Origin of the sequence: Rhizobium etli CFN 42, from assembly GCF_000092045.1 — a bacterium.
Classification (GTDB): Bacteria; Pseudomonadota; Alphaproteobacteria; order Rhizobiales; family Rhizobiaceae; genus Rhizobium; species Rhizobium etli.
Map to the genome: position 1 here is coordinate 4,256,610 of NC_007761.1, position 21,455 is coordinate 4,278,064.

The following is a 21,455-nucleotide window of genomic DNA, read 5'->3' on the forward strand; positions in this document are numbered from 1 at the left end:
CCGGCAAGGCGACAGAAATGCGAACAGGACAGAGTCTCGCGATTCAGCATCTAGTGGGAAAAAGTGATTCAAAATCAATACTTAGCCGTGAACAAAAGCTGAATCAGCAGGAGTCAGCGATTCGTCGCTGATTCGTTCTCAGGCTGTTCTGAATCGGAAATGCGGACCTTCCGGACGACTCGCAAAGGTCGCAATCCCGAGCGCATTTTGAAATCTGCCCTTGCGTTTGCGGCGGTAGCTGTCCATGTGTTCTGTGCCTCCATCGAGATGGCAAAACTTTTCCCGGGGGCGCCTGCCTCACTTGCATGGACCATGACTCTGACTTCGCAGCCAATGATTCTGAGCGGGCGCGGTGTGACCGCGGTGCTCGGACCAACCAATACTGGCAAGACCCATTATGCCATCGAGCGCATGGTCGCACACGGGACCGGCGTGATCGGCCTGCCGCTCAGACTGCTGGCCCGCGAGGTCTATACGCGGGTGGTGGAGAAGGTCGGCTTGCAGAACGTGGCGCTGGTCACGGGCGAAGAAAAGATTTCGCCGCCCGATGCCCGGTTTTCCGTCTGCACGGTCGAGGCGATGCCACGGGAGACCAAAGCCGCCTTTGTCGCGATCGACGAGGTGCAGCTCGCCGGCGATCTCGAGCGTGGCCATATCTTCACCGACCGCATCCTGCACCTTCGCGGCCGTGATGAAACGCTGCTTCTGGGTGCTGCGACGATGCGGCCGATCCTGCAACAGATCCTGCCCGGGATCACGATCGTCGAGCGGCCGCGGCTTTCGCATCTGCTTTACGCGGGGCAGAAGAAGATCACCCGGCTGCCGCAGCGCTCGGCCATCGTCGCCTTTTCCGCCGATGAGGTCTATGCCATCGCCGAGCTCATCCGCCGGCAGCGCGGCGGCGCGGCGGTCGTGCTGGGGGCGCTGAGCCCGCGCACCCGCAATGCGCAGGTCGCGCTCTATCAGGCGGGCGACGTCGAATATATGGTGGCGACCGATGCGATCGGCATGGGGCTCAACCTTGATGTCGATCACGTCGCCTTCGCCCAGGACCGGAAATTCGACGGCTACCAGTTCCGCAACCTCAATCCGGCCGAACTCGGCCAGATCGCCGGACGCGCGGGGCGGCACGTGCGGGACGGCACCTTCGGCGTCACCGGACAGGTCTCGCCCTTCGACGAGGAACTGGTGCAGCGCATCGAGGGACATGAATTCGACAACGTCAAGGTTCTGCAGTGGCGCACGACGGCGATGGACTTCTCCTCGATTCAGTCGCTGCGCGCCAGCCTGGAGGCCGGGCCGCGCGTGCCCGGGCTGACGCGGGCGCTGCCGGCGGTTGACCAGCAGGCGCTCGAGCAGCTTTCGCGCTATCCCGAGGTGATCGACCTTGCCGACAGGCCGGCCCGTGTCGAAAAGCTCTGGGAGGCTTGCGCACTGCCCGACTACCGGCGTATCACTCCGGCCCAACATGCCGATCTTATTTCGACCCTCTTTTCCGATCTCGTGCGCTATGGCACGGTGAATGAGCAGTTTCTCGCGGAGCAGGTTCATCGCTCGGATCGAACTGATGGGGAAATTGACACGCTTTCGGCGCGAATCGCGCAGATAAGGACCTGGACCTACGTTTCGAATCGGCCCGGCTGGCTTGCCGATCCGACACATTGGCAGGAAAAGACGCGGGAAATCGAAGATCGATTGTCCGATGCGTTACATGAAAGGTTGACGAAACGCTTTGTTGATCGCAGGACATCTGTGCTCATGAAGCGCCTGAGAGAGAATGCGATGCTGGAAGCTGAAATCAGTGTGAATGGCGATGTCTTCGTTGAAGGACATCATGTAGGGCAGTTGAGCGGATTCCGTTTCACCCCGGTGGCGGGAACGGATGGACCGGATGCCAAGGCGGTTCAGGCTGCGTCGCAGAAGGCGCTCGCGCTCGAGTTCGAGGCCCGTGCGGCTCGGCTGCATGCCGCGGGCAACAGCGATCTTGCGATCGGTTCGGATGGCTTGATCCGTTGGCTCGGCGATCCGGTGGCGCGGCTTTCCGGCAGCGACCACATCATGCGGCCGCGCGTGATCCTGCTCGCCGACGAGCAGTTGACGGGCAATGCCCGCGATCACGTCGCCGCTCGTATCGAGCGTTTCGTCAATCATCATGTCAGCACGGTATTGAAGCCGCTGGACGATCTGTCGCGAGCCGAAGACCTGCAGGGTCTTGCCAAGGGACTTGCCTTCCAGCTGGTCGAAAATCTCGGCGTGCTCTTCCGCCGTGATGTCACCGAGGAGGTGAAGTCGCTGGATCAGGAGGCTCGCGCCTCCATGCGCCGCTACGGCGTGCGTTTCGGTGCCTATCATATCTTTGTTCCGGCCCTTCTGAAGCCGGCACCTGCCGAACTCATCACTTTGCTCTGGGCGTTGAAGAACGATGGTCTCGACAAGCAGGGCTACGGCGATCTCATCCCCGTGCTTGCCGCCGGCCGCACCTCGGTTGTCACCGATCCGAGCTTTGAACGGATGTTCTACAAGCTCGCTGGCTTTCGTTTCCTCGGCAAGCGCGCCGTGCGAATCGACATTCTTGAGCGGCTTGCCGATATCATCCGTCCGCTGCTGCAGTGGAAACCCGGTCAGAACAACCGTCCGGAGGGCGCCTATGACGGCCGCCGTTTCACGACGACGACGGCGATGCTGTCGATTCTCGGCGCGACGCTCGAGGACATGGAAGAGATCCTCAAGGGCCTCGGCTATCGCGCCGATGCCGTGAAGGCGGAAGAGGCGTCGACCCATCTTGCGGCGCAGGACGCAGCTTCAGCCCCTGCCGCCTCCGCGGAAACCTCCGGGGAAGAAGCGGCAGAAAAAGCCGATCACGACGATGCCGACGGAGCGACGGAAGAGGCTGCTTCTGAGCCATCCGCCGAGCCGGCTTCGACGGCGGCCGACGTCCCCGCGACAGAAGCGAACGACAGCAACGTTGCGGCCGAAGTGACCGATGCAGCCGCGTCGGCAGAGGCTGTCGTTTCCGGGGAAGCTGGCGAGCCGGCGGAACCAAAGCCGGTTCTTTTGTGGCGTCTCGGCGGCCGCAATGACAATCATCGCCAGGCACGCGGCGGCCATGGCGAACGGCGGGGCGGCCAGAATCAGGAGCGCGGCGAGCGCAATCGCCGTCCGAACGGCGGTGAAGGCGGCGAGGGCAATCGCGGCGGCGACGGGCGCGACAACCGCCACGGCCGCGGCAAGGACGGTGGCAGCCGCGAAGGCGGCCGGCCGCAGCAGGCAAGGGGCGAGCGCAAGGATCAGCCGCGCGGTGACCGTCAGGACCGTGGCGATCGGAAGGACCGCGGCGAGCGTAACGATCGCAATGACCGTAACGACCGCAACAACAATCGCGGAGCCCAGCCGCTGCGCTTCGAGGCCAAGCCGCCGCGCAAGGAGAAGCCGATCGATCCGGATTCGCCCTTCGCCAAGCTAGCCGCTCTCAAGGAACAGATGAAGAAGTAATCATGGGCGGGGAAACACAGCCAGCAAGCGGTTCGCGCCAGCGCATCGACAAGTGGCTGTTCTTCACGCGCATGGTAAAGTCGCGTTCGCTGGCGCAGAGCCATGTCCAGTCGGGGCACGTGCGCATCAACGGCGAGCGTTGCAGCCAACCGAGTCAGATGGTCAAGCCGGGCGACCGCATCGAACTGACGCTGGAACGGCGTGACGTCGTCCTCATCGTGCGTCTCGTCGGCGAGCGGCGGGGTCCCTACGAGGAGGCCCGCCTGCTCTATGATGACCAATCCCCGTTGCCGGATGAGGCAAAACGTCTCAGCCCCTACGAGCAGGCGATCCGGGCGACCGGGACCGGCCGTCCGACCAAAAAGGAAAGACGCGCAATCGACAGACTGATGTCGGACGAGGATTAGAAAACTCTGTCTGCGGCGGCGGCTTTTGCAGATCGTTTATCCTTGAAATCCGGCGATAAAGCCGATACGTCACTGACAACCTGCCGGAAGCGTGCTTGCCTCCCAAGCCTGTCCACGCTTCGTCCGGCACGGGATAGGCGCGACGTTCCAGGTTGCCCGGTCCCATCCGCATGGAAATCCTGGAGTTCTTCATGACCTATGTCGTGACCGACAATTGCATTAAGTGCAAATACACCGATTGCGTAGAAGTCTGCCCCGTCGACTGCTTCTATGAAGGCGAGAATTTCCTCGTCATCCATCCTGACGAGTGCATCGATTGCGGCGTCTGCGAGCCCGAATGTCCCGCCGAGGCGATCAAGCCGGATACCGAACCAGGCCTCGACAAGTGGCTGAAGATCAATACAGAGTATGCCAGCATCTGGCCGAATATCACGGTCAAGAAGGACCCGCTGCCGGAGGCCAAGGAGATGGACGGCCAGACCGGAAAATTCGAGAAGTATTTCTCCGAAAAACCCGGTTCCGGCGATTAACACGGCCGCCCGATTCGACCGTCGGATTTGGGAGCTTACGCGATGAAACGTTTTAAATCCTGCGTGTCGCATATGGGTGATGTGTGTTGCCCGCATGACTCAGGCGAACCAAATTATTGATTTCCTCATATTTTTATGATAGGTTTCGCCTACTGTTCCATTTGTGGCATGACGCATGCCCAAAACCATCACGAAAGCAAAACCAATCCGTACGCGGTTTCCGTGACATATCAACGCTTTGAGCGCCGGGTCCCCCAGATCGCGCGCAAGAAGTCCTTGCTTTTGCCTGATGGGACCAGAGTGAAGTCACCCGACGGATGCAACCGTCTCAACCGGGCCTGACTGACCCGGCTCCGGCCGCCGCCGGAAGCGTAACAGGGAGTTTTTGGATAGAATGACGACTCAGCAGAAAAAACCTTCTACAGCACGTCACGGCTTCAAGACCGGTGAATCGATCGTCTACCCCGCTCATGGCGTCGGTACCATCACCGCTATCGAAGAGCAAGAAGTTGCCGGCATGAAGCTCGAACTTTTCGTTATCGATTTCGAGAAGGACAAGATGCGCCTGAAGGTTCCGGTCGCCAAGGCGATGAGCATCGGAATGCGCAAGCTTTCGGAAACGGATTTCGTCGATCGTGCATTGAAGGTTGTGCAGGGCAAGGCGCGCGTCAAACGCACCATGTGGTCCCGCCGCGCCCAGGAATATGATGCCAAGATCAATTCCGGTGATCTGATTTCCATCGCTGAAGTCGTGCGTGATCTGTATCGTGCAGAGAATCAGCCCGAGCAGTCCTATTCCGAGCGCCAGCTCTACGAAGCAGCGCTCGATCGCATGGCCCGCGAGATCGCCGCTGTCAACAAGATGTCGGAAACCGAGGCGGTCCGCCTCGTCGAGACCAATCTCAACAAGGGTCCGAAGCGCGGCAAAGCCATCGAAGAAGACGACTCGCAGGACGAAGCCGCATAACGCGACCTTCTTTTTCCTAAAAAAACCCGGCCATCGAGCCGGGTTTTTTATTGGAACTTTTTCCGCGCTGGCGCGTTCATCACACGTAATTGCGGACTGCTCGTCGGGCGATGCTCGTCGGGCGAACTGCTATTCCGTCAATGTTCGATGAGGAGCGGATCATGCCTATTCAATATTGCCCATCCGGCAACGTGAAGAAACAGGTCCGGCCCAGCCGTCTTAGCGGCACATGATGAGAATTAGGGCCTCTCCCTGAAAAGTCCAGGGGCGAGGCCCTTTTGCATTCAGAACCCCATTCAGTCCGGACAGCGATGTTCCGGAAGACGAGTTTTATTGTTCATTTTGAGGGCGAAGGCCTGTTTTGGGAGATCGAAATGAAGAACATGTCTGCAGATCGGCGCATGATCAAAATCGCGATGGCCGCCCCCTATCTCGCCCGTCAGGAAGAGCACGATCTCGCCACCCGCTGGAAAGATCACGACGATCGCGGTGCGCGCAACCAAATCGCCATGGCGCATATGCGCCTGGTTATCTCCATGGCCGGCAAGTTCCGCAATTTCGGTCTGCCGATGAGCGACCTCGTGCAAGAGGGCTATGTCGGTCTGCTGGAGGCCGCCGCGCGTTTCGAACCGGAACGGGACGTGCGCTTTTCGACCTATGCCAGCTGGTGGATCAGGGCGTCGATCCAGGATTATATCCTGCGCAACTGGTCGATCGTGCGCGGCGGCACCAGTTCGGCGCAGAAGGCGCTGTTCTTCAATCTGCGCCGCCTGCGCGCCAAACTCGCCAGGGGCGATACGCAGTTGACGCTGCAATCCATTCATCAGGAAATCGCCGCAGCCCTCGGCGTCAGCCTTGCCGATGTGCAGACCATGGATGCCAGGCTTTCCGGCAACGACGCTTCGCTCCAGGCGCCTTCCGTCTCCGGCGATGCCGAGAGCGCGGAGAAGATGGATTTTCTCGTCAGCGACGATCCGCTGCCGGACGAGCAGGTTTCCAATATGATCGACGGCGAGCGCCGCCGCGTCTGGCTCGCTTCGGCGCTGAAACATCTCAACGAACGCGAGATGAAGATCATCAGCGCCCGGCGCCTGGCGGAAGACGGCGCCACGCTCGAAGAGCTCGGCGCCGATCTCGGCATTTCCAAGGAGCGCGTGCGCCAGATCGAAAGCCGGGCGATGGAAAAGCTTCGCAGCGCGCTGGTCAGCGCCGATCCGCATATGGCAGCCTACGCGTGAACTTCTTGACCTTCCAGCAGCACTGCCTGGCCCGGCGCAAGCCGGGCTTTTTTATTCGGCGATGATTTTGACGCGGTCGCCAGGGGAAACGGCCGCGCCCGTCGGCAGGGCATTGATGAGCTTGAAGAGATCGAGCTTGCGGTCGGTGCCCATCATGCGGGCGGCGAGCGTCGAGATGTTCTCACCCGGCCGCACCGTCACGACGCGAATGCGCAGCGGCTTCAACGAAGCCGCTTCCGCCGGATTCATGCGCCGGAAACTGGCGCGCAGAACATTGGCCGTCGGTTCAAGGGCGTCGCTGCCCTTCGGCACGGCGGTCAGGAAACGGAAGATCTGCGCATTGTTGCGGATCACGGTGACATCGAAATCCCAGCGATCAGCGCTGGCGCGGGCGGTCGCTGCTTCCATGCCATTGACGGTGATCTGTTGAATGGTCGATGGGTCGAGACCGGTCACCCAGCCGCTCGAGATATAGTTTGTGAGGCTTTGGTTCTGGTTGTCGGCGACGCCATCGAAGCGGACGGCGATGTCGTTGGGGCCGGTGGCCATCACGGCTTCGACCTTGTTGTCGATCTTGAAGTCCGCCGGCACGTCGAAGCGGATACCGAGGCCGCCATGCAGGAAAGTCTGGCCGCGCACGAAGCCTTCTTCCGGGCTGTCGCCGTAGAGCAGGCCGTCAATGCCGTCGAGATAATAGTCGCGGCCCTTGTCGCCGACCATCCCCTCCTGGCCGAAGGCGCGCGCATGGGTGCGCGCAAGCTCGATGCGCTGAGCGGAGTTCGGATGGCTCGAGAGGAAGTCGAGGCTCTGGTCGGCTTCCGGGTCGACCGACATGAAGCGGCTGTAGGCCGCCATAGAATCGAGGAAACGGGCGGCGGCATAGGGGTCGTAGCCGGCCTCGCCGAGCATGCGAACGCCGATGACATCGGCCTGCAGCTCCTGCTGGCGGGAGAAGGCGGCAAGCCTGAGCTTGCCCCGGGCAAGCGCCTGCTTGCCCGCGATGTCGCTCGAGAGGACCTCGGCGACGACGCGGCTGGCGATGACTTCGGCTTCTTCGCGCTTCTGCCGCTCGATGCCGTGATTCGCCGTTACGTGGCCCATTTCGTGCGACAGCACAGCGGCGACTTCCGAGGCGTCGTTGGCTAGGGCGAGCAGGCCGCGGGTGACGTAGAGGTAACCCCCCGGCAGCGCGAAGGCGTTGATGGCAGGGGAGTTCAGGATGGTGATACGGTAGGACTGGCTCGGATTTTCCGACACCGCCGTCAGCGCGCCGGCAATGCGGGCGACGAGACGCTCGGTCTTGGCATCCTTATATTCGCCGCCGTAGCTTGCCACGATGCGCGGATGTTCGCGGGCGCCCATCGCCGCGCGCGGGTCGTTCTTCTGCACCTCGTCAACGATCTGCGGATTGGAAGACGGCGAGATGCTCGGCTGATAGGATTGTTCGATCAGCGATTGACACCCGTTCAGCGTCATTGCGATGGCTGAAAGTAACACCAGGCGACGCGCCAAACGGCGCGCCGCGGAGATGGCATCACTGGAAAGCGCGGGTGATTTCCACGTCGTCAAGCTATCCAGTCTGGTTCTCCGCATCATTTCGCCGCTTTGCCGGTTTGCCGAAAATCGGGGCCGGCCTTGGCAAGGGGAACTCAACAGGTGTGCACCCCTGATCTCGCGCTGCACATTAGGCCGATACAAGTCATTGCTGTAGCTGATTTACGCATCGGTTGCATAGCGAGACTCTGTTTAATTGTGGCGCCGTTGCATTTTGGCAATGCCTCAGCCGTGAGGCCTCCCTTCGCTCGGATGAAATTATGGCGAAAGTTCCGTCACCTGGCACAGATTTGTCCGCGGCGCGGAAAAAAAGCGGCGTGATTGAAGCAATGGGCTGGAAAACGGCAGCCCGCTAAAAAAACGCAACTTTCGATTTAATCATGCGACAAGGGAACGTCTGCTGGTGAATATTCCCGCTATGCCGCCGCCCGCTATTCCGCCGCTTCCGCCGGTTGCGGTCGCTTCGTTTCCCCGGTGCGCGGCAACTGCACGGGCTTCAGCATCATTGCGGCAGCAAGGCCGATCAGGGCAATGGCGCAGGAAGTCATGAAAAGGGGCGAGAAGGCGGCGGCATAGACATCTGCGACTGCGTGGCGGCTCGCATCGGGAAGGGCGGCCATCATCTTCGGCGTCAGCTGTTCGATATCGGCAACACCGGGAATGGGAGCGCCGACCTTGCCGAGCCCGGAGGCGATGATCGCGCCATAGATCGATATGGCGATCGAGGCGCCGCCCATGCGCGAGAGCGTCACCGAGCCGGTCGCGGCACCGACGTCGCGGGCGGGGGCGGTATTCTGCACGCCGATGACGGGGACCTGCTGCGCAAGGCCGATGCCGATGCCATGCAGCATCATGGTCGCGCCGATGAAGGCGATCGGCGTTCCCGCATGGACCTGCGACATCAACGCGAAGGCAGTGGCGCTACAGGTGAGGCTTGCGATGGCGAAGGGTTTGTAGCGGCCGGTCATCGAGATGATACGCCCGGCAGACAGTGATCCGCAAACGAGACCACCGGTCAGCAGAATGAACAGAAGGCCGGCGGCCGATGGCGAAAGGCCGGTCGTCGTCTGCAGGAAGAGAGCGAGGTAGTTGACCATGCCGATGGCGATGGCGCCGCCCATCACCGATATTACCAGGAGTAGGCTGAAGGTCGAATTGCGGAAGAGCTGCAGGGGAACGATCGGCTCCGGCGCGCGACGCTCGACGATCACCCAGGTCACGCCGCAGACGGCGCCGAAGGCGACGATCCCGATACTCTGTGGTGAGATCAACGAGCCGAACAATTCGCTGCTGTCTGTGGCAAGCACGATGCTCGTCGTCGTCAGGGCGATCAGCAGCGCGCCGGCATAATCGATCTTCGGGCGTCGATGCGGCTTGCGGTAGGGCAGCATGAAGGCAAGGCCGGTGAGCACGATGAAACCGATTGGCACGTTGACGAGGAAGATCGAGCGCCAGCCGAAGAGATCGCTCATCGTTCCCCCGAGCACCGGGCCGATCGCGCCGGAAGCCATCAGCACGAGGCTGGAATAGCTTTGATAGCGCGCGCGCTCGCGCGGCTCGAACAGATCGGCGTTAACGGCAAAGATCGATACCATGATGCCGCCGCCGCCGAGGCCTTGCAGCACCCGGGCGGCGATCAGCGTGTCCATCGAGACGGCGAGGCCGCAGACCGCGGAACCGACCGTGAAGATTGCGATCGCTGTCATCATCACATATTTGCGGCCGTAGAGATCGCCAAGCTTGCCGTAGAGCGGCATGACCGCACTGAGCGCCAGGAGATAGGCCGAGCCGATCCAGCCGAAACGTTCAAGATGTCCAAACTCGCCGACGATCGTCGGCAGCGCCGTGGAGACGATCTGATTATCGAGTGTGGCCATGAACATGGCGGTCATCAGAAAGAAGAAGAGGATAAGCCGGCGACGAGGATCCGTCACGAGCGGCGCAGGCGCGAGTTGCATGTCCATGAGGCTTACTTCCGGGTTCGATCTGTTTTATGTGCTGTCAGCACGTATTTGTCAATGACACACGAATGACATCGGCATATTCAATTTTTGCGGCGGCTCTGTTATGGTTCCGTGATGAATGAGACTCTGACCAAGATCCTGTCCAACAGCTCGGCCGAGCCGGACGACGAAAACCTGCCGCGCATCGGCCGGAGTATGGCCCGCATGCGTTTGATGACCGGGCGGCGGCTGATCGGCAGGCTGGCAATCCAGAGCGCCGCGCCGGGGCTTGAGCTTTCCCATCTCGACGTGCTGGACGCCGTGCGGCGGGCCGAGCCTGCCGGCGAGGTGACTGTCGGCACGATCGCGGAGATGTTGCGCATCGATCCGTCGCGAGCAAGCCGGGTGGTGGCCGAGATGGTTGGACGCAACGTGCTGCGTCGCGAGGCCTCGCAGGCCGATGCACGGCGGATCGTCGTCGTCATCACCGACGCTGGTCAGGCGCTGCTTGCCGAGATCCATGCGCAGAAGCTCGCGATCATCTCCGAGATCGTCTCCGATTGGCCAGGCGAGGATATCGAGCGTTTCGCGACGCTGTTCGAACGCTTCATCGGTGGCTACGAAGCAATTTTCCTGTCGCGCGACAGGGATACGCCCGGTTGAGGCGACGGGCCGCCGATCCGCGATACGGCGCCCCTTCCCCTCGACCCCCCGTTTGCGCTAAGGGCAATGCCCATGAGCCAATCCACCTTTACCATTCTGCTCGGCGGCGAGCTCAGCCTGACGGAGCGTCTGCGCCACGCGATCGGCGGCAGCCGTTTCATCGCGGCCGATGGCGGCATGCGGCATGCGATGGCGCTTGGTGTCATGCCGGAGCTCTGGGTCGGCGATTTCGATTCAACGCCCCCCGAGCTCGAAGGGGGGTTTCGCGATGTGCCGAAGCAGCCCTATCCCGCAGCAAAGGCGGCAACGGACGGCGAAATCGCCGTGTCGGAAGCGATCGCGCGTGGCGCACGGCGGCTGATCCTCGCCGGCGCGCTCGGCGGCGACCGCTCCGACCATGCGCTTCAGCATCTGCTGTCGGCTGTCGGCCTGGCGGAAAGGGGTTTCGACGTACTGCTGACCTCGGGCAAGGAAGAGGCAGTGCCGCTGGTTCCCGGCACGATCGAGCTCGATCTTCCCAAAGGCAGCCTGTTTTCGGTGCCCGGATTTGGTCCGCTGACCGGACTTTCGATCGAGAATGCGCGTTATCCCCTCACGAATTTCCACCTGCCTTTCGGCTCATCGCGCACCATTTCCAACGTCGCGGAAGGCAAGGTTCGCTTTTCGCTCGAAAGCGGCCGGGCGATCGTGCTTGCCCGCCCCTATGATCTTTCCGGAGTCTGATATTTGGCCCCTCCCATCCTCAAACTCGATGATATCTTCCTGAGCTTCGGCGGCGCACCGCTTCTGGCGGGTGCGTCGCTGCAGGTCGAGCCCGGCGACAAGATCTGTCTCGTCGGGCGCAACGGATCGGGAAAATCGACGCTCCTGAAGATTGCCGCCGGCCTGGTCGAGGCGCAGTCCGGCGAAGTCTTCCGTCATCCGTCCTCGACGGTGCGCTATCTCGAACAGGCGCCGGACTTTGCCAGTTTCAGCACCGTTCAGACCTATGCCGAGGCGGGGCTGGGACCGGGCGACGACCCCTATCGCGTGACCTATCTTCTGTCACATCTCGGCCTGACCGGCGAAGAACATCCGAGCACCCTTTCGGGCGGTGAAGCACGCCGGGCCGCTCTTACCCGCGTGTTGGCCCCGGAACCCGATATTCTCCTGCTCGACGAGCCGACCAACCATCTGGACCTGCCGACCATCGAATGGCTGGAAGGCGAGCTGCAGAAGACCCGCAGTGCGCTGGTGCTGATTTCCCACGACCGTCGTTTCCTCGAAAAAGTCTCGACGGCAACCGTCTGGCTCGATCGCGGCGCCTCGCGCCGGCTCGACAGGGGCTTTGCGCATTTCGAAGCCTGGCGCGACCAGGTGCTGGAGGCGGAAGAGCTCGAGCAGCACAAGCTCGGCAAGGCGATCGAGCGCGAAGAACACTGGCTGCGTTACGGCGTCACGGCCCGGCGCAAACGCAACATGCGCCGCCTCGGCGAGCTGCAGACGATGCGTTCGCAATATCGCGAGCATAAGGGGCCGCAGGGCACGGTGCAGGCGACGGTTTCGGACGCGCAGGAGTCAGGCAAGCTGGTGATCGAGGCCGAGAAGATCACCAAGAGCTTCGGCGACCGGGCCATTGTCTCGCCGTTCTCGATCCGCGTGCATCGCGGCGATTGCATCGGTCTCGTCGGGCCGAACGGCGCCGGCAAGACGACGCTCCTGAAAATGCTGACCGGCCAGCTTTCGCCGGATAGCGGGACGGTGAAGCTCGGCACCAACCTGGAGATCGCCACCCTCGACCAGAAGCGCGAGGACCTCAACCCCGCGGATACGCTTGCAAACTACCTGACCGACGGGCGCGGCGAAAACCTGCTTGTCAGTGGCGAGCAGCGCCATGTCACGGGGTATATGAAGGAATTCCTGTTCCAGCCGGAACAGGCGCGCACACCGATCAAGAGCCTCTCCGGCGGCGAGCGCGCCCGGCTGATGCTGGCTCGCATCCTGGCGCGCCCGACAAACCTCCTGATCCTCGATGAACCAACCAACGATCTCGATATCGAGACGCTCGACCTTCTGCAGGAAATCGTCGCCGGCTTTCCCGGCACCGTCATCATCGTCAGCCACGATCGTGACTTCCTCGACCGCACCGTAACCTCGACGATCGCGCCCGCCGTGCCGGATGCGCCCGACGGTCGATGGATCGAATATGCCGGCGGCTACACCGACATGTTGGCGCAGCGCAAGGGCGCGCTCGAAGAGCGCAGAAAGGCCGAGAAAGCGGCGGAGAAGCCGAGGACGCAGGAGACAACAGCTTCCGGCGCAGCCTCGAAGGGCAAGCTCTCCTTCAAGCAGAAATTCGCGCTGGAAAACCTGCCGAAGGAGATGGCCAAAGCCGAGGCCGAGATCGCCAAACGCGAACTGGTCATGGCCGATCCAAATCTCTTCACGCGCGACCCCGCTGCCTTCAACCGGCTTGCAGGCGAGATGGAAAAGCTGCGCGCGGGCCTGACCAAGATGGAAGAGCAGTGGCTGGAGCTCGAAATGCTGCGGGAAGAGCTGGAGGGCTGAGGCTATCGCACTCAGCTGCTCGCGTCACGCTGTAGGCAGGGGTCCTGCCGATCAGGGGACGTATTAAAGCGCCGGAGCGGTGACGGCGGCGGTGCCGACACTGGCACTGGCGCCGGTCTGGGCGACCTGCTGCTGCGGCTCTTCGGATCTCGAAGGCAGAGCCTGCAGATGCAACACCCGCGGCTGCAGCGCCTCCAGATAGGTTTCAGAGCGGCCGATATAGATCATGCCGGTTTCGGGCATCGAAGTCAGCGCGCTGCACATCGTTTCCTGCCATTCCGGCTCCATGCCCTCGAGCACTTCGTCGAAGATGATCCATCGCGGGCGCACCAGCAGCAGGCGGGCGAAGCCGATCGCCTTCTGTTCATCGCCGCCGAGCAGCTTGTCCCAGCGGGCGCGGGTATCGAGCCTTGCGATCAGAGAGTGCAGGCCAGCCTTTTCAAGGGCCGCCTCGACAGCAGCCTGCTCGTAGGCATCGGGGCTTTCGGGGAAGGCAAGCGCCTCGCGCAGCGTGCCGCCCGGAATGTAGGCAATCTGTGGAACGAACAGCATGTCGTCGATCGGCGGCAGACCCATCGTGCCGCTGCCGCACGGCCAGAGGCCGGCCATGGCCTGGAACAGCAGCTTGCGGTTGACGCTATGATCGCCGTTGATCATGATTTTTTCGCCGGCCTTGATCACGATATCGGTTTCACGCAGGCGAAAACCGCCGCATTCCTCGATGTCTTCGCCGATCTTGGCATTGATCACCACATCCTTCAGCGTCAGCCTGTCGGGGGCGGTGTTCTCATAGGCGATGCTGCCCTTCAGGCCAAAGTCCTCGTCCATGTCGAGCAGCGCCTGGCGGAAGTCGGTGACGCGCATCAGCGTGGCACGCCATTCGGCGATCGGGCCGAAATTGGCGACATACCAGCGCAGCGCCGTATTGACCTGGTTGAAGGCGCCGACCGACATCATCAGCTGACCAAGGGTGAGGCCGCCGGAAAAATAGGCGGGTGCGGCAACGATGATCGGGATGACGATCACCAGCCAGCCGTAGCCGGCTGAAACCCAGGTGAGATTGGTATTGGCCATGGCGAGCCGCTTGACGACCCTCAGTACCGAGCTGATATCGGTATTGATGCGCCGGCGCTCGTTCTCCTCACCGCGGGCGACGGTGATTGCCGGCATGTTCTCGTTGGCATGCATCAGCGTGAAACGAAGCTCGGCCTCCTTCGAGAACCGGTCGGCATTGAGCTTGACCAGCTTGCGGCCGACGACCTGGCTCAGCACCGAGGCAGAAGCGGCATAGAAAATCGCTGCCCAGACCATATAACCCGGTATGGAGAAACTGTGGCCGCTGATGCGGAAGACGAAGCCGCTCGACAGCTCCCAGAGCACGCCAATGAAGCTCACCAGAAGGATGGTCGACTGTAAGAGGCCGAGCACGAGTCCCGTCGTGCTTTCGGCGAGGTTGCGGGAATCCTCGTGCAGGCGCTGGTCCGGGTTGACTCCGATCAGCCCGCTCGAGGCGAGCCGCAGCGCCCGCTTGCGCTTCAGCCACTGGTCGACGAGATCGCGCGACAGGCCCTCGCGCATATAGAGCGCCGTCATCTGGTTCAGCCAGGCCTGCAGCACGTTGAGCAGCAGCAGCGTGCCGGCGATCATTGCGAAGATTTCGAGCTGGTGGAAGAACTCGCCGAGATCGCGGCGCTCGAGCGAATCGTAAAAGGGGGCGTTCCACTCGTTGAGGATGACCTGGCCATAGGCCGTCGCCAGGATGACGAGGATCAGCACGGTCGCCAGAAACAGCACCTTGCCACGCACTTGCGAATTCCAGAATGCTGAGAACATCACCCCAAGGCGATATGTCAGGCTGAAATCATACCCTACTCTATCCCGCTTCCGGATGCCCGGCCTCCCTTCGATCTTGTCTGCCATCACCCTTTTCCAACACCGCCCATACTGACATTATTAACATGGTGGCGTTACCGGTCTATCAACAGATTCTATCAGTCATTAAAGTGTGATGATTCTTGACGTGCCGCTCCCGCATGCATTCAGAGTTGATTCGCGGCTCAACTGGGACTAATTAAGGCACTCCGTGGTGATTTGGCCGGCCGGCTTGCAGCCACGTTAAAAAAGTCGCTAAAGGGCCGCGTGCGGACCGGTAGCGATTTTTTCGCCACCGGTTTTTTATTTTGATCGAGTTGACCGCAAATGCCCATCAAGATCCCCGATACGCTGCCCGCTTTCGAAACCCTGGTCCAGGAAGGTGTGCGGGTGATGACCGAGACGATGGCCATCCGTCAGGATATAAGACCGTTGCAGATCGGCTTGCTCAACCTGATGCCCAACAAGATCAAGACCGAACTGCAGATGGCCCGTCTCGTCGGCGCTTCGCCGCTGCAGGTGGAGCTGTCGCTCATCCGCATCGGCGGCCACAAGGCGAAGAACACATCCGAGGATCACCTGCTCGCCTTCTACCAGACCTGGGAAGAGGTGAAGCAGCGCAAGTTCGACGGCTTCATCATCACCGGGGCACCGATCGAGCTTCTCCCCTATGAGGACGTGACCTATTGGGCAGAGATGCAGGAGATCTTCAATTGGACAGAGACCAACGTCCATTCGACGATGAACGTCTGCTGGGGCGCGATGGCGGCGATCTATCACTTTCACGGCGTTCCGAAATACGAACTGAAGGAAAAGGCCTTCGGCGTCTACCGCCACCGGAACCTGAAGCCCTCCTCCATCTATCTGAACGGTTTTTCCGACAATTTTGAAGTGCCGGTGTCCCGGTGGACCGAGGTGCGCCGCGAAGATATCGAGAAATCCGCAAGCCTGGAAATCCTGATGGAATCCAGCGAGATGGGCGTATGCCTCGTGCACGAGAAGCGGGGCCGGCGGCTCTACATGTTCAACCACGTCGAATATGATTCCACCTCACTTTCGGACGAGTATTTCCGCGACGTCGATGCCGGCGTGCCGATCAAGATGCCGCACAATTACTTCCCGCATAATGATCCGACGCTTGCGCCGCAGAACCGCTGGCGCAGCCACGCGCACCTCTTGTTCGGCAACTGGATCAACGAGATTTACCAGACGACGCCCTACGACGTCGAAGAGATCGGCATGGATCTCTGAACGGCATTTCTTTCTGACCTGCCGGTTGCGGTTCGGAGCAAATGCGGGCAGGTTCCGGTCCGGAACCCTATAGCGTCGCGCGTCTTTATCGGACGCGCAAAGGAACGGACGGTCGATCATGTCGAATAAATTGGAGCGGGAAGTTTTTGGGCAGACGAAGGCGGGCGAGACCGTCTATCGCGTCGTCATCAAGGGCGGCGGCCTGACGGTCAGGATCATTACCTGGGGCGCGGTCATCCAGGATCTGCGCCTTGCAGGCCATGAGGCGCCGCTTCAGCTCGGCTTCGAGGATTTTGACAGCTATCCCCTCTATTCGGCTTATTTCGGCGCGACGCCCGGCCGCTGCGCCAACCGCGTCGGCGGCGGCGGGTTCACGCTCGACGGCAAGGACTACCAGCTCGAGCGAAACGAAAACGGCGTCACGCATCTGCATGGCGGCAGCGACAACATCGCCAAACGCAACTGGACGATCGTCGAGCACGAGGCCGATCGCCTGGTGATGAAGATCGTCGATCCCGACGGCCGCGCCGGTTATCCCGGCAATTGCACCATCCAGGCGACATTCTGGGTGCACGGCAATGGTGAATTGTCGATCACCTACGAATCGACCAGCGATCAGCCGACGCTCGCCAATGTCTGTCAGCACGCTTATTTCAACCTCGACGGTCGCGAAGACGCGCTGGGCCACGACATTATGATCGCCGCCGATCACTATCTGCCGACCGACGAGAAGCAGGTGCCGACCGGCGAGATCCGCCCCGTCGACGGCACCGAATTCGATTTCCGCGAGATGGCTCCGATGAAGCGTTTCGTCGGCAGCGAACAGGTGCTGTACGACCATAATTTCTGCCTGTCTCGCGAGCGCACCGCTAAGCGGACCGTGGCGCTCGCCCGCAGCCTCTATTCCGGCGTGTCGCTAGAAGTGCGCAGCACCGAGCCGGGCGTGCAGTTCTATGCCGGCTTCAAGCTCAATACCGGCGCGCCCGGCCTCGACGGCCGTAAATACGGCCCGTTCGCCGGCTTCTGCCTGGAGACGCAGGTCTGGCCGGATGCAATCAACCACGATGGCTTCCCGAATGCGGTCCTGCGTCCAGGCGAGGTGCTGCGCCAGCAGACGGATTACATCTTCACCAAGAGCTGAGCGCTCTGCAGACGCACGGCCGTCAAATTTGACCGCTATGAGCCCTCTTCGGATTGCCGGGGAGGGTTTTTTCTTCTGCATCTTCCGATTCAGGCTTGCCGATTGGTTCTATATAGGTTCTATTGTGTATCCATGGATAGAACCAGTCTAGTAGCTGAACTCAATAGACGCGGCCTGCGCGACGAAGCGCTGGCCGGCCCGCTCTACAAGCGGCTGGCGCAGGCGCTGACCAGCCTCATTCAGGAAGGCCTGCTGAAGCCCGGCACGGCGCTGCCGGGCGAGCGCGACCTTGCCGAGGTTCTGAAGCTCGGCCGCGTTACCGTGCGCACTGCCTATCGCGACCTCATGGCGGCGGGCGCACTGGAATCGCGCCATGGAAGCGGTACTTTCGTATCGAGTAAGGTGGAGCGCATGGAGCAATCGCTCTGGCGGCTTTCCTCGTTCTCCGCCGACATGCGCTCGCGCGGGCGTCTGCCGGCCGCACGCATCTTGTCGCGGGAGATCAACGCGCCGTCGCCGGAGGAATCCTTCCTGCTCGGCCTCGGCGGCGGCGAACCGGTGCTGAGGCTCGACCGGCTGCGCCTTGCCGATGGTCTGCCGCTGGCAATCGAGCGCGCCGTCGTGCCGGTCAAGTTTCTGGGGGAGAACGCCGGTGGCGAGGGATCGCTCTACGATGCGCTGGCGTCGAATGGGCACCGGCCGGTCCGTGCGTTGCAGCGGCTTACCGCCGTCACGCTCGATGCGTCCTATGCTGCGATGCTGAACGTCAAGGCAGGCGCGCCAGCGCTTCTGATTGAACGTGTCTCGCGCCTGGAAGACCAGCGCGTCGTCGAATACACCCGCTCGCATTATCGCGGCGATGCCTATGACTTCGTTGCCGAATTGAGAATTGGAGATGACCATGAGTGAGAACCAGTCGCTGATGCTGCAGGAAGCAGGCCAATCACCCGAAGTGGTGGCCACGCTTCTCGACAGGGAAAAACCGGTCTTTGCCGAGATCGCCCGGCTCTTTTCATCTTCCCGCCCGAGCGTGGTGACGACGGCGGCGCGCGGCTCCTCGGACCACGCTGCTACCTTCTTCAAATATCTGTTCGAGATCACCTGCGGCGTCCCGGTCGCATCGGTCGGCCCCTCGATCGCTTCCGTCTATGGTGCTGCCCTCCACCTGAACGGCGGCGTGCATTTCACCGTTTCGCAGTCGGGCGCGAGCCCGGACATCGTCGCCCTGCAGGAGGCGGCGAAGAAGGGCGGCGCGACGACGATCGCCGTCGTGAATGTCACCGATAGCCCGCTTGCCAAACAGGCCGATATCGTCCTTGGCCTCAATGCCGGCGCGGAAAAGAGTGTGGCAGCGACGAAATCCTTCATCGCCTCCGTCGCCGCGCTGTCCGGCGTGACGGCTGCGATCGGCGGCTCGTCCGACCTGCAGGCAGCCCTGGAAAAACTGCCGGAGGCGCTTTCGGCGACCGCCGGGATCGACACGGCGGCGGCCGAGGAGGTGCTGTTCCATGCGACCTCGCTCTATACGGCCGGCCGCGGCCCGGCTTTCGCGATCGCGCTCGAAGCGGCGCTGAAGGCCAAGGAAACCTCCGGCCTGCATGCCGAGGCATTTTCGCTGGCGGAACTGATGCATGGCCCGATGCGCCTGGTGCAGCCGGGCTTTCCGATCGTCGCCTTCGCACCCGACGATGCGGCTTTCGTCAATAACGGCCAGGCGCTGGAGCGCCTGCAGAAGCTCGGTGCCACCACCGTCGGTTTCTCCACGCAGCCGCTCTCCGGCATCAATCTGCGTGTGCCAACGACGGGCAATGGCCTTGTCGATCCGCTGGTGTCGCTGCTGGTCTATTACCGGCTGATCGAATCGGTGACGCGCCGCAAGGGCTTCGACCCGGACCGGCCGGCAAACCTGCTGAAGGTGACGGAGACGGTCTGATGGTCCGCAAGATCTTCGTCGGCGCCCGCATCTTCGATGGCGAGCGCTTCCATGACGACAAGGCGCTCATTGTCGCGGGCGGCCGCGTCGAGGCGATCGTCGCAGGAAACGACCTGCCCAATGGCGAGACGGTCAAACTGGAAGGCGGCGTCCTGTCGGCCGGCTTTGTCGATGCGCAGGTCAATGGCGGCGGCGGCCGAATGCTGAACGATGAGCCGTCGCCAGCGTCGATGGATATCATTGCCGGCGGGCATCGTCCCTACGGCACGACGTCGCTATTGCCGACCTTGATCACCGATACATCGGAAGCGACCAATGCCGCCATCGAGGCGGCGAAGGAGGCTGTAAAAGAAAACCGCGGCGTCGCCGGCCTGCATCTCGAAGGCCCGCACCTGGCGCCGGCCCGCAAGGGCGCGCATCTGGCCGAGCTGATGCGGCCGGTTGAGGACCGTGACGTCAAGGCCTTCATCCGGGCACGTGAGTCGATCGGCACGCTGCTCGTCACCATCGCGGCCGAGCAGGTGACGGTCGCCCAGGTGCGCGAGCTTGCGGAAGCCGGCGTCACCGTCAGCATCGGCCATTCCGATTGTTCGAGCGAGGCGGCGGAGGAACGTTTCGATGCCGGAGCGCGTGGGGTCACGCATCTCTTCAACGCCATGAGCCAGATGGGACATCGCACGCCCGGCCTCGTCGGCGCGGCGATCGATCATCCCGCAACCTGGTGCGGCATCATTGCCGACGGCCATCACGTCGATCCGAAGGTCCTGCGCACGGCGCTGCGCGCCAAGCGCGGCGAAGGCAAGTTGTTCTTCGTCACCGATGCGATGTCGCTTGTCGGCTCGCAGCAGGACTCGTTCACGCTGAACGGCCGCACCGTCCGGCGCGAAAGGGGCGGCTTCTGCTCGAAGCTGGTGCTTTCCGACGGAACGCTCGCGGGCTCCGACGTCGATATGATGTCGGCGATCCGCTACGGCGTCACCTATCTCGACCTGACGCTCGCCGAGGCTCTACGAATGGCGACCCACTATCCCGCCCGTTTTCTGAGACTTGCCGATCGCGGCCATCTTTCACCGGGCGCGCGTGCCGATCTCGTGCATCTCACCGATGCGCTCACCGTGTCCGCCACCTGGCTTGCCGGCGAAGCGGCCTGAACTCAGGGAGAAGTAGGATGACCGACATTACCGATACCTATTTCTCCAATCTGATCGGCCGGCTGGAAGAGCTGAAGCGGACGCTTGCCGAGCCGATGGCGCAGGCGGCGGCAGTGATCCTCGATGCCGCCCGCGGTGACAAGCGCGTCTATGTCTTCGGCACCGGCCATTCGCATATGCTGGCCGAAGAGGTGCATTATCGCGCCGGCGGGCTTGCCTTCACGGTGCCGGTGCTCGTCGGATCAGCCATGCTGCACGAGGGAGCGGTCATCAGCTCGGTCTATGAGCGGACCCAGGGCCTCGTGCGGCCGATGCTGGAGCGATACGGCATGCAGCCGGGCGACGTCATCATCATTGCGTCGAATTCCGGCGTGAACGCCGCACCGATCGAGGCCGCGGACTACGCGCATGAAATCGGCGCGAAAGTGATCGCCATCACCTCGATCGCCTATTCGACAGCGATCGCCAACGGTCGCCGGCGGCTCGCCGAGGTCGCCGATATCGTGCTCGACAACGGACTGCCGCCCGGCGACGCCGTCGTCAATCTGGAAGGCACCGGGCTTCGGGTCGGGCCGGTCTCGACGGCGGTCGGGGTGACGGTCATCAATGCGATCTTCGCCGAAGTCGCCTCGGAGCTTTCCAAGTCAGGCGATGCGCCTGTTTATCTCAGCGCCAACATGCCGGGGGCAGCCGAGATCAACCAGAAGCTCGTCAAGAAATATCGGCCGCGCAACCCGCACCTCTGAGAGAGCACCTCGTTGGGCGT

17 protein-coding genes and 1 riboswitch are annotated in these 21,455 nt (G+C 62.1%); of the genes, 14 read left to right on the forward strand and 3 right to left on the reverse strand.

All coding sequences use genetic code 11. The annotated features are described in order from the left end of the window. Positions 1-312: 312 nt before the first annotated feature. From RHE_RS20560 to RHE_RS20580, 5 genes are all read left to right on the forward strand, one after another. Positions 313-3,492, forward strand: a complete 3,180-nt coding sequence (locus RHE_RS20560) for a helicase-related protein (RefSeq protein WP_042119351.1) — start codon at positions 313-315, stop codon at positions 3,490-3,492. 2 nt (positions 3,493-3,494) lie between these two features. Then, a complete protein-coding gene (locus RHE_RS20565) occupies positions 3,495-3,899 on the forward strand; it encodes an RNA-binding S4 domain-containing protein (protein WP_011427209.1) in 405 nt (134 codons plus the stop codon). Between the two features lie 191 nt (positions 3,900-4,090). Beyond that, entirely contained in the window at positions 4,091-4,429 is a 339-nt protein-coding gene (gene fdxA, locus RHE_RS20570; RefSeq protein WP_011427210.1) for a ferredoxin FdxA, read from the forward strand. 394 nt (positions 4,430-4,823) lie between these two features. Beyond that, on the forward strand, positions 4,824-5,396 hold the full coding sequence (locus tag RHE_RS20575; RefSeq protein ID WP_011427211.1) for a CarD family transcriptional regulator: 573 nt from the start codon (positions 4,824-4,826) through the stop codon (positions 5,394-5,396). Positions 5,397-5,770: 374 nt separating this feature from the next. Continuing rightward, on the forward strand, positions 5,771-6,634 hold the full coding sequence (locus RHE_RS20580) for an RNA polymerase factor sigma-32 (RefSeq protein ID WP_011427212.1): 864 nt from the start codon (positions 5,771-5,773) through the stop codon (positions 6,632-6,634). 51 nt (positions 6,635-6,685) lie between these two features. Here RHE_RS20580 and RHE_RS20585 read toward each other — a convergent pair whose 3' ends face one another. Both RHE_RS20585 and RHE_RS20590 read right to left on the reverse strand, forming a co-directional pair. Beyond that, a complete protein-coding gene (locus RHE_RS20585) occupies positions 6,686-8,230 on the reverse strand; it encodes a M48 family metalloprotease (RefSeq protein ID WP_042119108.1) in 1,545 nt (514 codons plus the stop codon). A 389-nt stretch (positions 8,231-8,619) separates the two neighbouring features. Beyond that, positions 8,620-10,152, reverse strand: coding sequence for an MDR family MFS transporter (locus RHE_RS20590; RefSeq protein ID WP_011427214.1), 1,533 nt, complete (start codon positions 10,150-10,152; stop codon positions 8,620-8,622). A gap of 114 nt (positions 10,153-10,266) precedes the next feature. On the opposite strand from RHE_RS20590, the gene RHE_RS20595 reads away from it, so the two are divergent. The 3 genes from RHE_RS20595 (at position 10,267) to RHE_RS20605 (ending at position 13,341) form a co-directional block, all read left to right on the forward strand. After that, positions 10,267-10,794, forward strand: a complete 528-nt coding sequence (locus RHE_RS20595) for a MarR family winged helix-turn-helix transcriptional regulator (RefSeq protein ID WP_020922561.1) — start codon at positions 10,267-10,269, stop codon at positions 10,792-10,794. A 66-nt stretch (positions 10,795-10,860) separates the two neighbouring features. After that, positions 10,861-11,517: a thiamine diphosphokinase gene (locus tag RHE_RS20600; RefSeq protein ID WP_187331702.1), complete on the forward strand. Its 657-nt coding sequence runs from the start codon at positions 10,861-10,863 to the stop codon at positions 11,515-11,517. Between the two features lie 3 nt (positions 11,518-11,520). Further along, positions 11,521-13,341: an ABC-F family ATP-binding cassette domain-containing protein gene (locus RHE_RS20605; RefSeq protein ID WP_011427217.1), complete on the forward strand. Its 1,821-nt coding sequence runs from the start codon at positions 11,521-11,523 to the stop codon at positions 13,339-13,341. A 63-nt stretch (positions 13,342-13,404) separates the two neighbouring features. On the opposite strand, the gene RHE_RS20610 is transcribed toward RHE_RS20605, so the two are convergent. After that, on the reverse strand, positions 13,405-15,261 hold the full coding sequence (locus RHE_RS20610) for an ABC transporter ATP-binding protein/permease (RefSeq protein ID WP_011427218.1): 1,857 nt from the start codon (positions 15,259-15,261) through the stop codon (positions 13,405-13,407). 153 nt (positions 15,262-15,414) lie between these two features. Then, positions 15,415-15,492, forward strand: a riboswitch (SAM riboswitch). 48 nt (positions 15,493-15,540) lie between these two features. On the opposite strand from RHE_RS20610, the gene metA reads away from it, so the two are divergent. From metA to RHE_RS20640, 6 genes are all read left to right on the forward strand, one after another. Further along, the gene (gene metA / locus RHE_RS20615) at positions 15,541-16,464 is read left to right on the forward strand and encodes a homoserine O-acetyltransferase MetA (protein WP_020922563.1); all 924 of its coding nucleotides are present in this window, start codon (positions 15,541-15,543) and stop codon (positions 16,462-16,464) included. 118 nt (positions 16,465-16,582) lie between these two features. Further along, positions 16,583-17,605, forward strand: a complete 1,023-nt coding sequence (locus tag RHE_RS20620; protein WP_011427220.1) for an aldose epimerase family protein — start codon at positions 16,583-16,585, stop codon at positions 17,603-17,605. Positions 17,606-17,737: 132 nt separating this feature from the next. Continuing rightward, on the forward strand, positions 17,738-18,514 hold the full coding sequence (locus RHE_RS20625) for a GntR family transcriptional regulator (RefSeq protein WP_020922565.1): 777 nt from the start codon (positions 17,738-17,740) through the stop codon (positions 18,512-18,514). Continuing rightward, positions 18,507-19,538 carry an SIS domain-containing protein gene (locus RHE_RS20630; RefSeq protein WP_011427222.1) on the forward strand — a complete coding sequence of 344 codons (1,032 nt, stop codon included), beginning with the start codon at positions 18,507-18,509 and terminating at the stop codon, positions 19,536-19,538. Before RHE_RS20625 ends, RHE_RS20630 begins: the two co-directional genes overlap by 8 nt. Beyond that, positions 19,538-20,689, forward strand: coding sequence for an N-acetylglucosamine-6-phosphate deacetylase (nagA, locus tag RHE_RS20635; protein WP_011427223.1), 1,152 nt, complete (start codon positions 19,538-19,540; stop codon positions 20,687-20,689). The genes RHE_RS20630 and nagA overlap by 1 nt, the downstream gene beginning before the upstream one ends. A gap of 17 nt (positions 20,690-20,706) precedes the next feature. After that, positions 20,707-21,435: an SIS domain-containing protein gene (locus RHE_RS20640; protein ID WP_011427224.1), complete on the forward strand. Its 729-nt coding sequence runs from the start codon at positions 20,707-20,709 to the stop codon at positions 21,433-21,435. Positions 21,436-21,455 lie beyond the last annotated feature (20 nt).

What these genes read in the sequence shown, in the direction of transcription:
- RHE_RS20560 (WP_042119351.1), top strand. Translation starts at nt 313, where the DNA reads ATGACTCTGACTTCGCAGCCAATGATTCTGAGCGGGCGCGGTGTGACC.
- RHE_RS20565 (WP_011427209.1), top strand. Translation starts at nt 3,495, where the DNA reads ATGGGCGGGGAAACACAGCCAGCAAGCGGTTCGCGCCAGCGCATCGAC.
- fdxA (WP_011427210.1), top strand. Translation starts at nt 4,091, where the DNA reads ATGACCTATGTCGTGACCGACAATTGCATTAAGTGCAAATACACCGAT.
- RHE_RS20575 (WP_011427211.1), top strand. Translation starts at nt 4,824, where the DNA reads ATGACGACTCAGCAGAAAAAACCTTCTACAGCACGTCACGGCTTCAAG.
- RHE_RS20580 (WP_011427212.1), top strand. Translation starts at nt 5,771, where the DNA reads ATGAAGAACATGTCTGCAGATCGGCGCATGATCAAAATCGCGATGGCC.
- RHE_RS20585 (WP_042119108.1), bottom strand. Translation starts at nt 8,230, where the DNA reads ATGATGCGGAGAACCAGACTGGATAGCTTGACGACGTGGAAATCACCC.
- RHE_RS20590 (WP_011427214.1), bottom strand. Translation starts at nt 10,152, where the DNA reads ATGGACATGCAACTCGCGCCTGCGCCGCTCGTGACGGATCCTCGTCGC.
- RHE_RS20595 (WP_020922561.1), top strand. Translation starts at nt 10,267, where the DNA reads ATGAATGAGACTCTGACCAAGATCCTGTCCAACAGCTCGGCCGAGCCG.
- RHE_RS20600 (WP_187331702.1), top strand. Translation starts at nt 10,861, where the DNA reads ATGCCCATGAGCCAATCCACCTTTACCATTCTGCTCGGCGGCGAGCTC.
- RHE_RS20610 (WP_011427218.1), bottom strand. Translation starts at nt 15,261, where the DNA reads ATGGCAGACAAGATCGAAGGGAGGCCGGGCATCCGGAAGCGGGATAGA.
- metA (WP_020922563.1), top strand. Translation starts at nt 15,541, where the DNA reads ATGCCCATCAAGATCCCCGATACGCTGCCCGCTTTCGAAACCCTGGTC.
- RHE_RS20620 (WP_011427220.1), top strand. Translation starts at nt 16,583, where the DNA reads ATGTCGAATAAATTGGAGCGGGAAGTTTTTGGGCAGACGAAGGCGGGC.
- RHE_RS20625 (WP_020922565.1), top strand. Translation starts at nt 17,738, where the DNA reads ATGGATAGAACCAGTCTAGTAGCTGAACTCAATAGACGCGGCCTGCGC.
- RHE_RS20630 (WP_011427222.1), top strand. Translation starts at nt 18,507, where the DNA reads ATGAGTGAGAACCAGTCGCTGATGCTGCAGGAAGCAGGCCAATCACCC.
- nagA (WP_011427223.1), top strand. Translation starts at nt 19,538, where the DNA reads ATGGTCCGCAAGATCTTCGTCGGCGCCCGCATCTTCGATGGCGAGCGC.
- RHE_RS20640 (WP_011427224.1), top strand. Translation starts at nt 20,707, where the DNA reads ATGACCGACATTACCGATACCTATTTCTCCAATCTGATCGGCCGGCTG.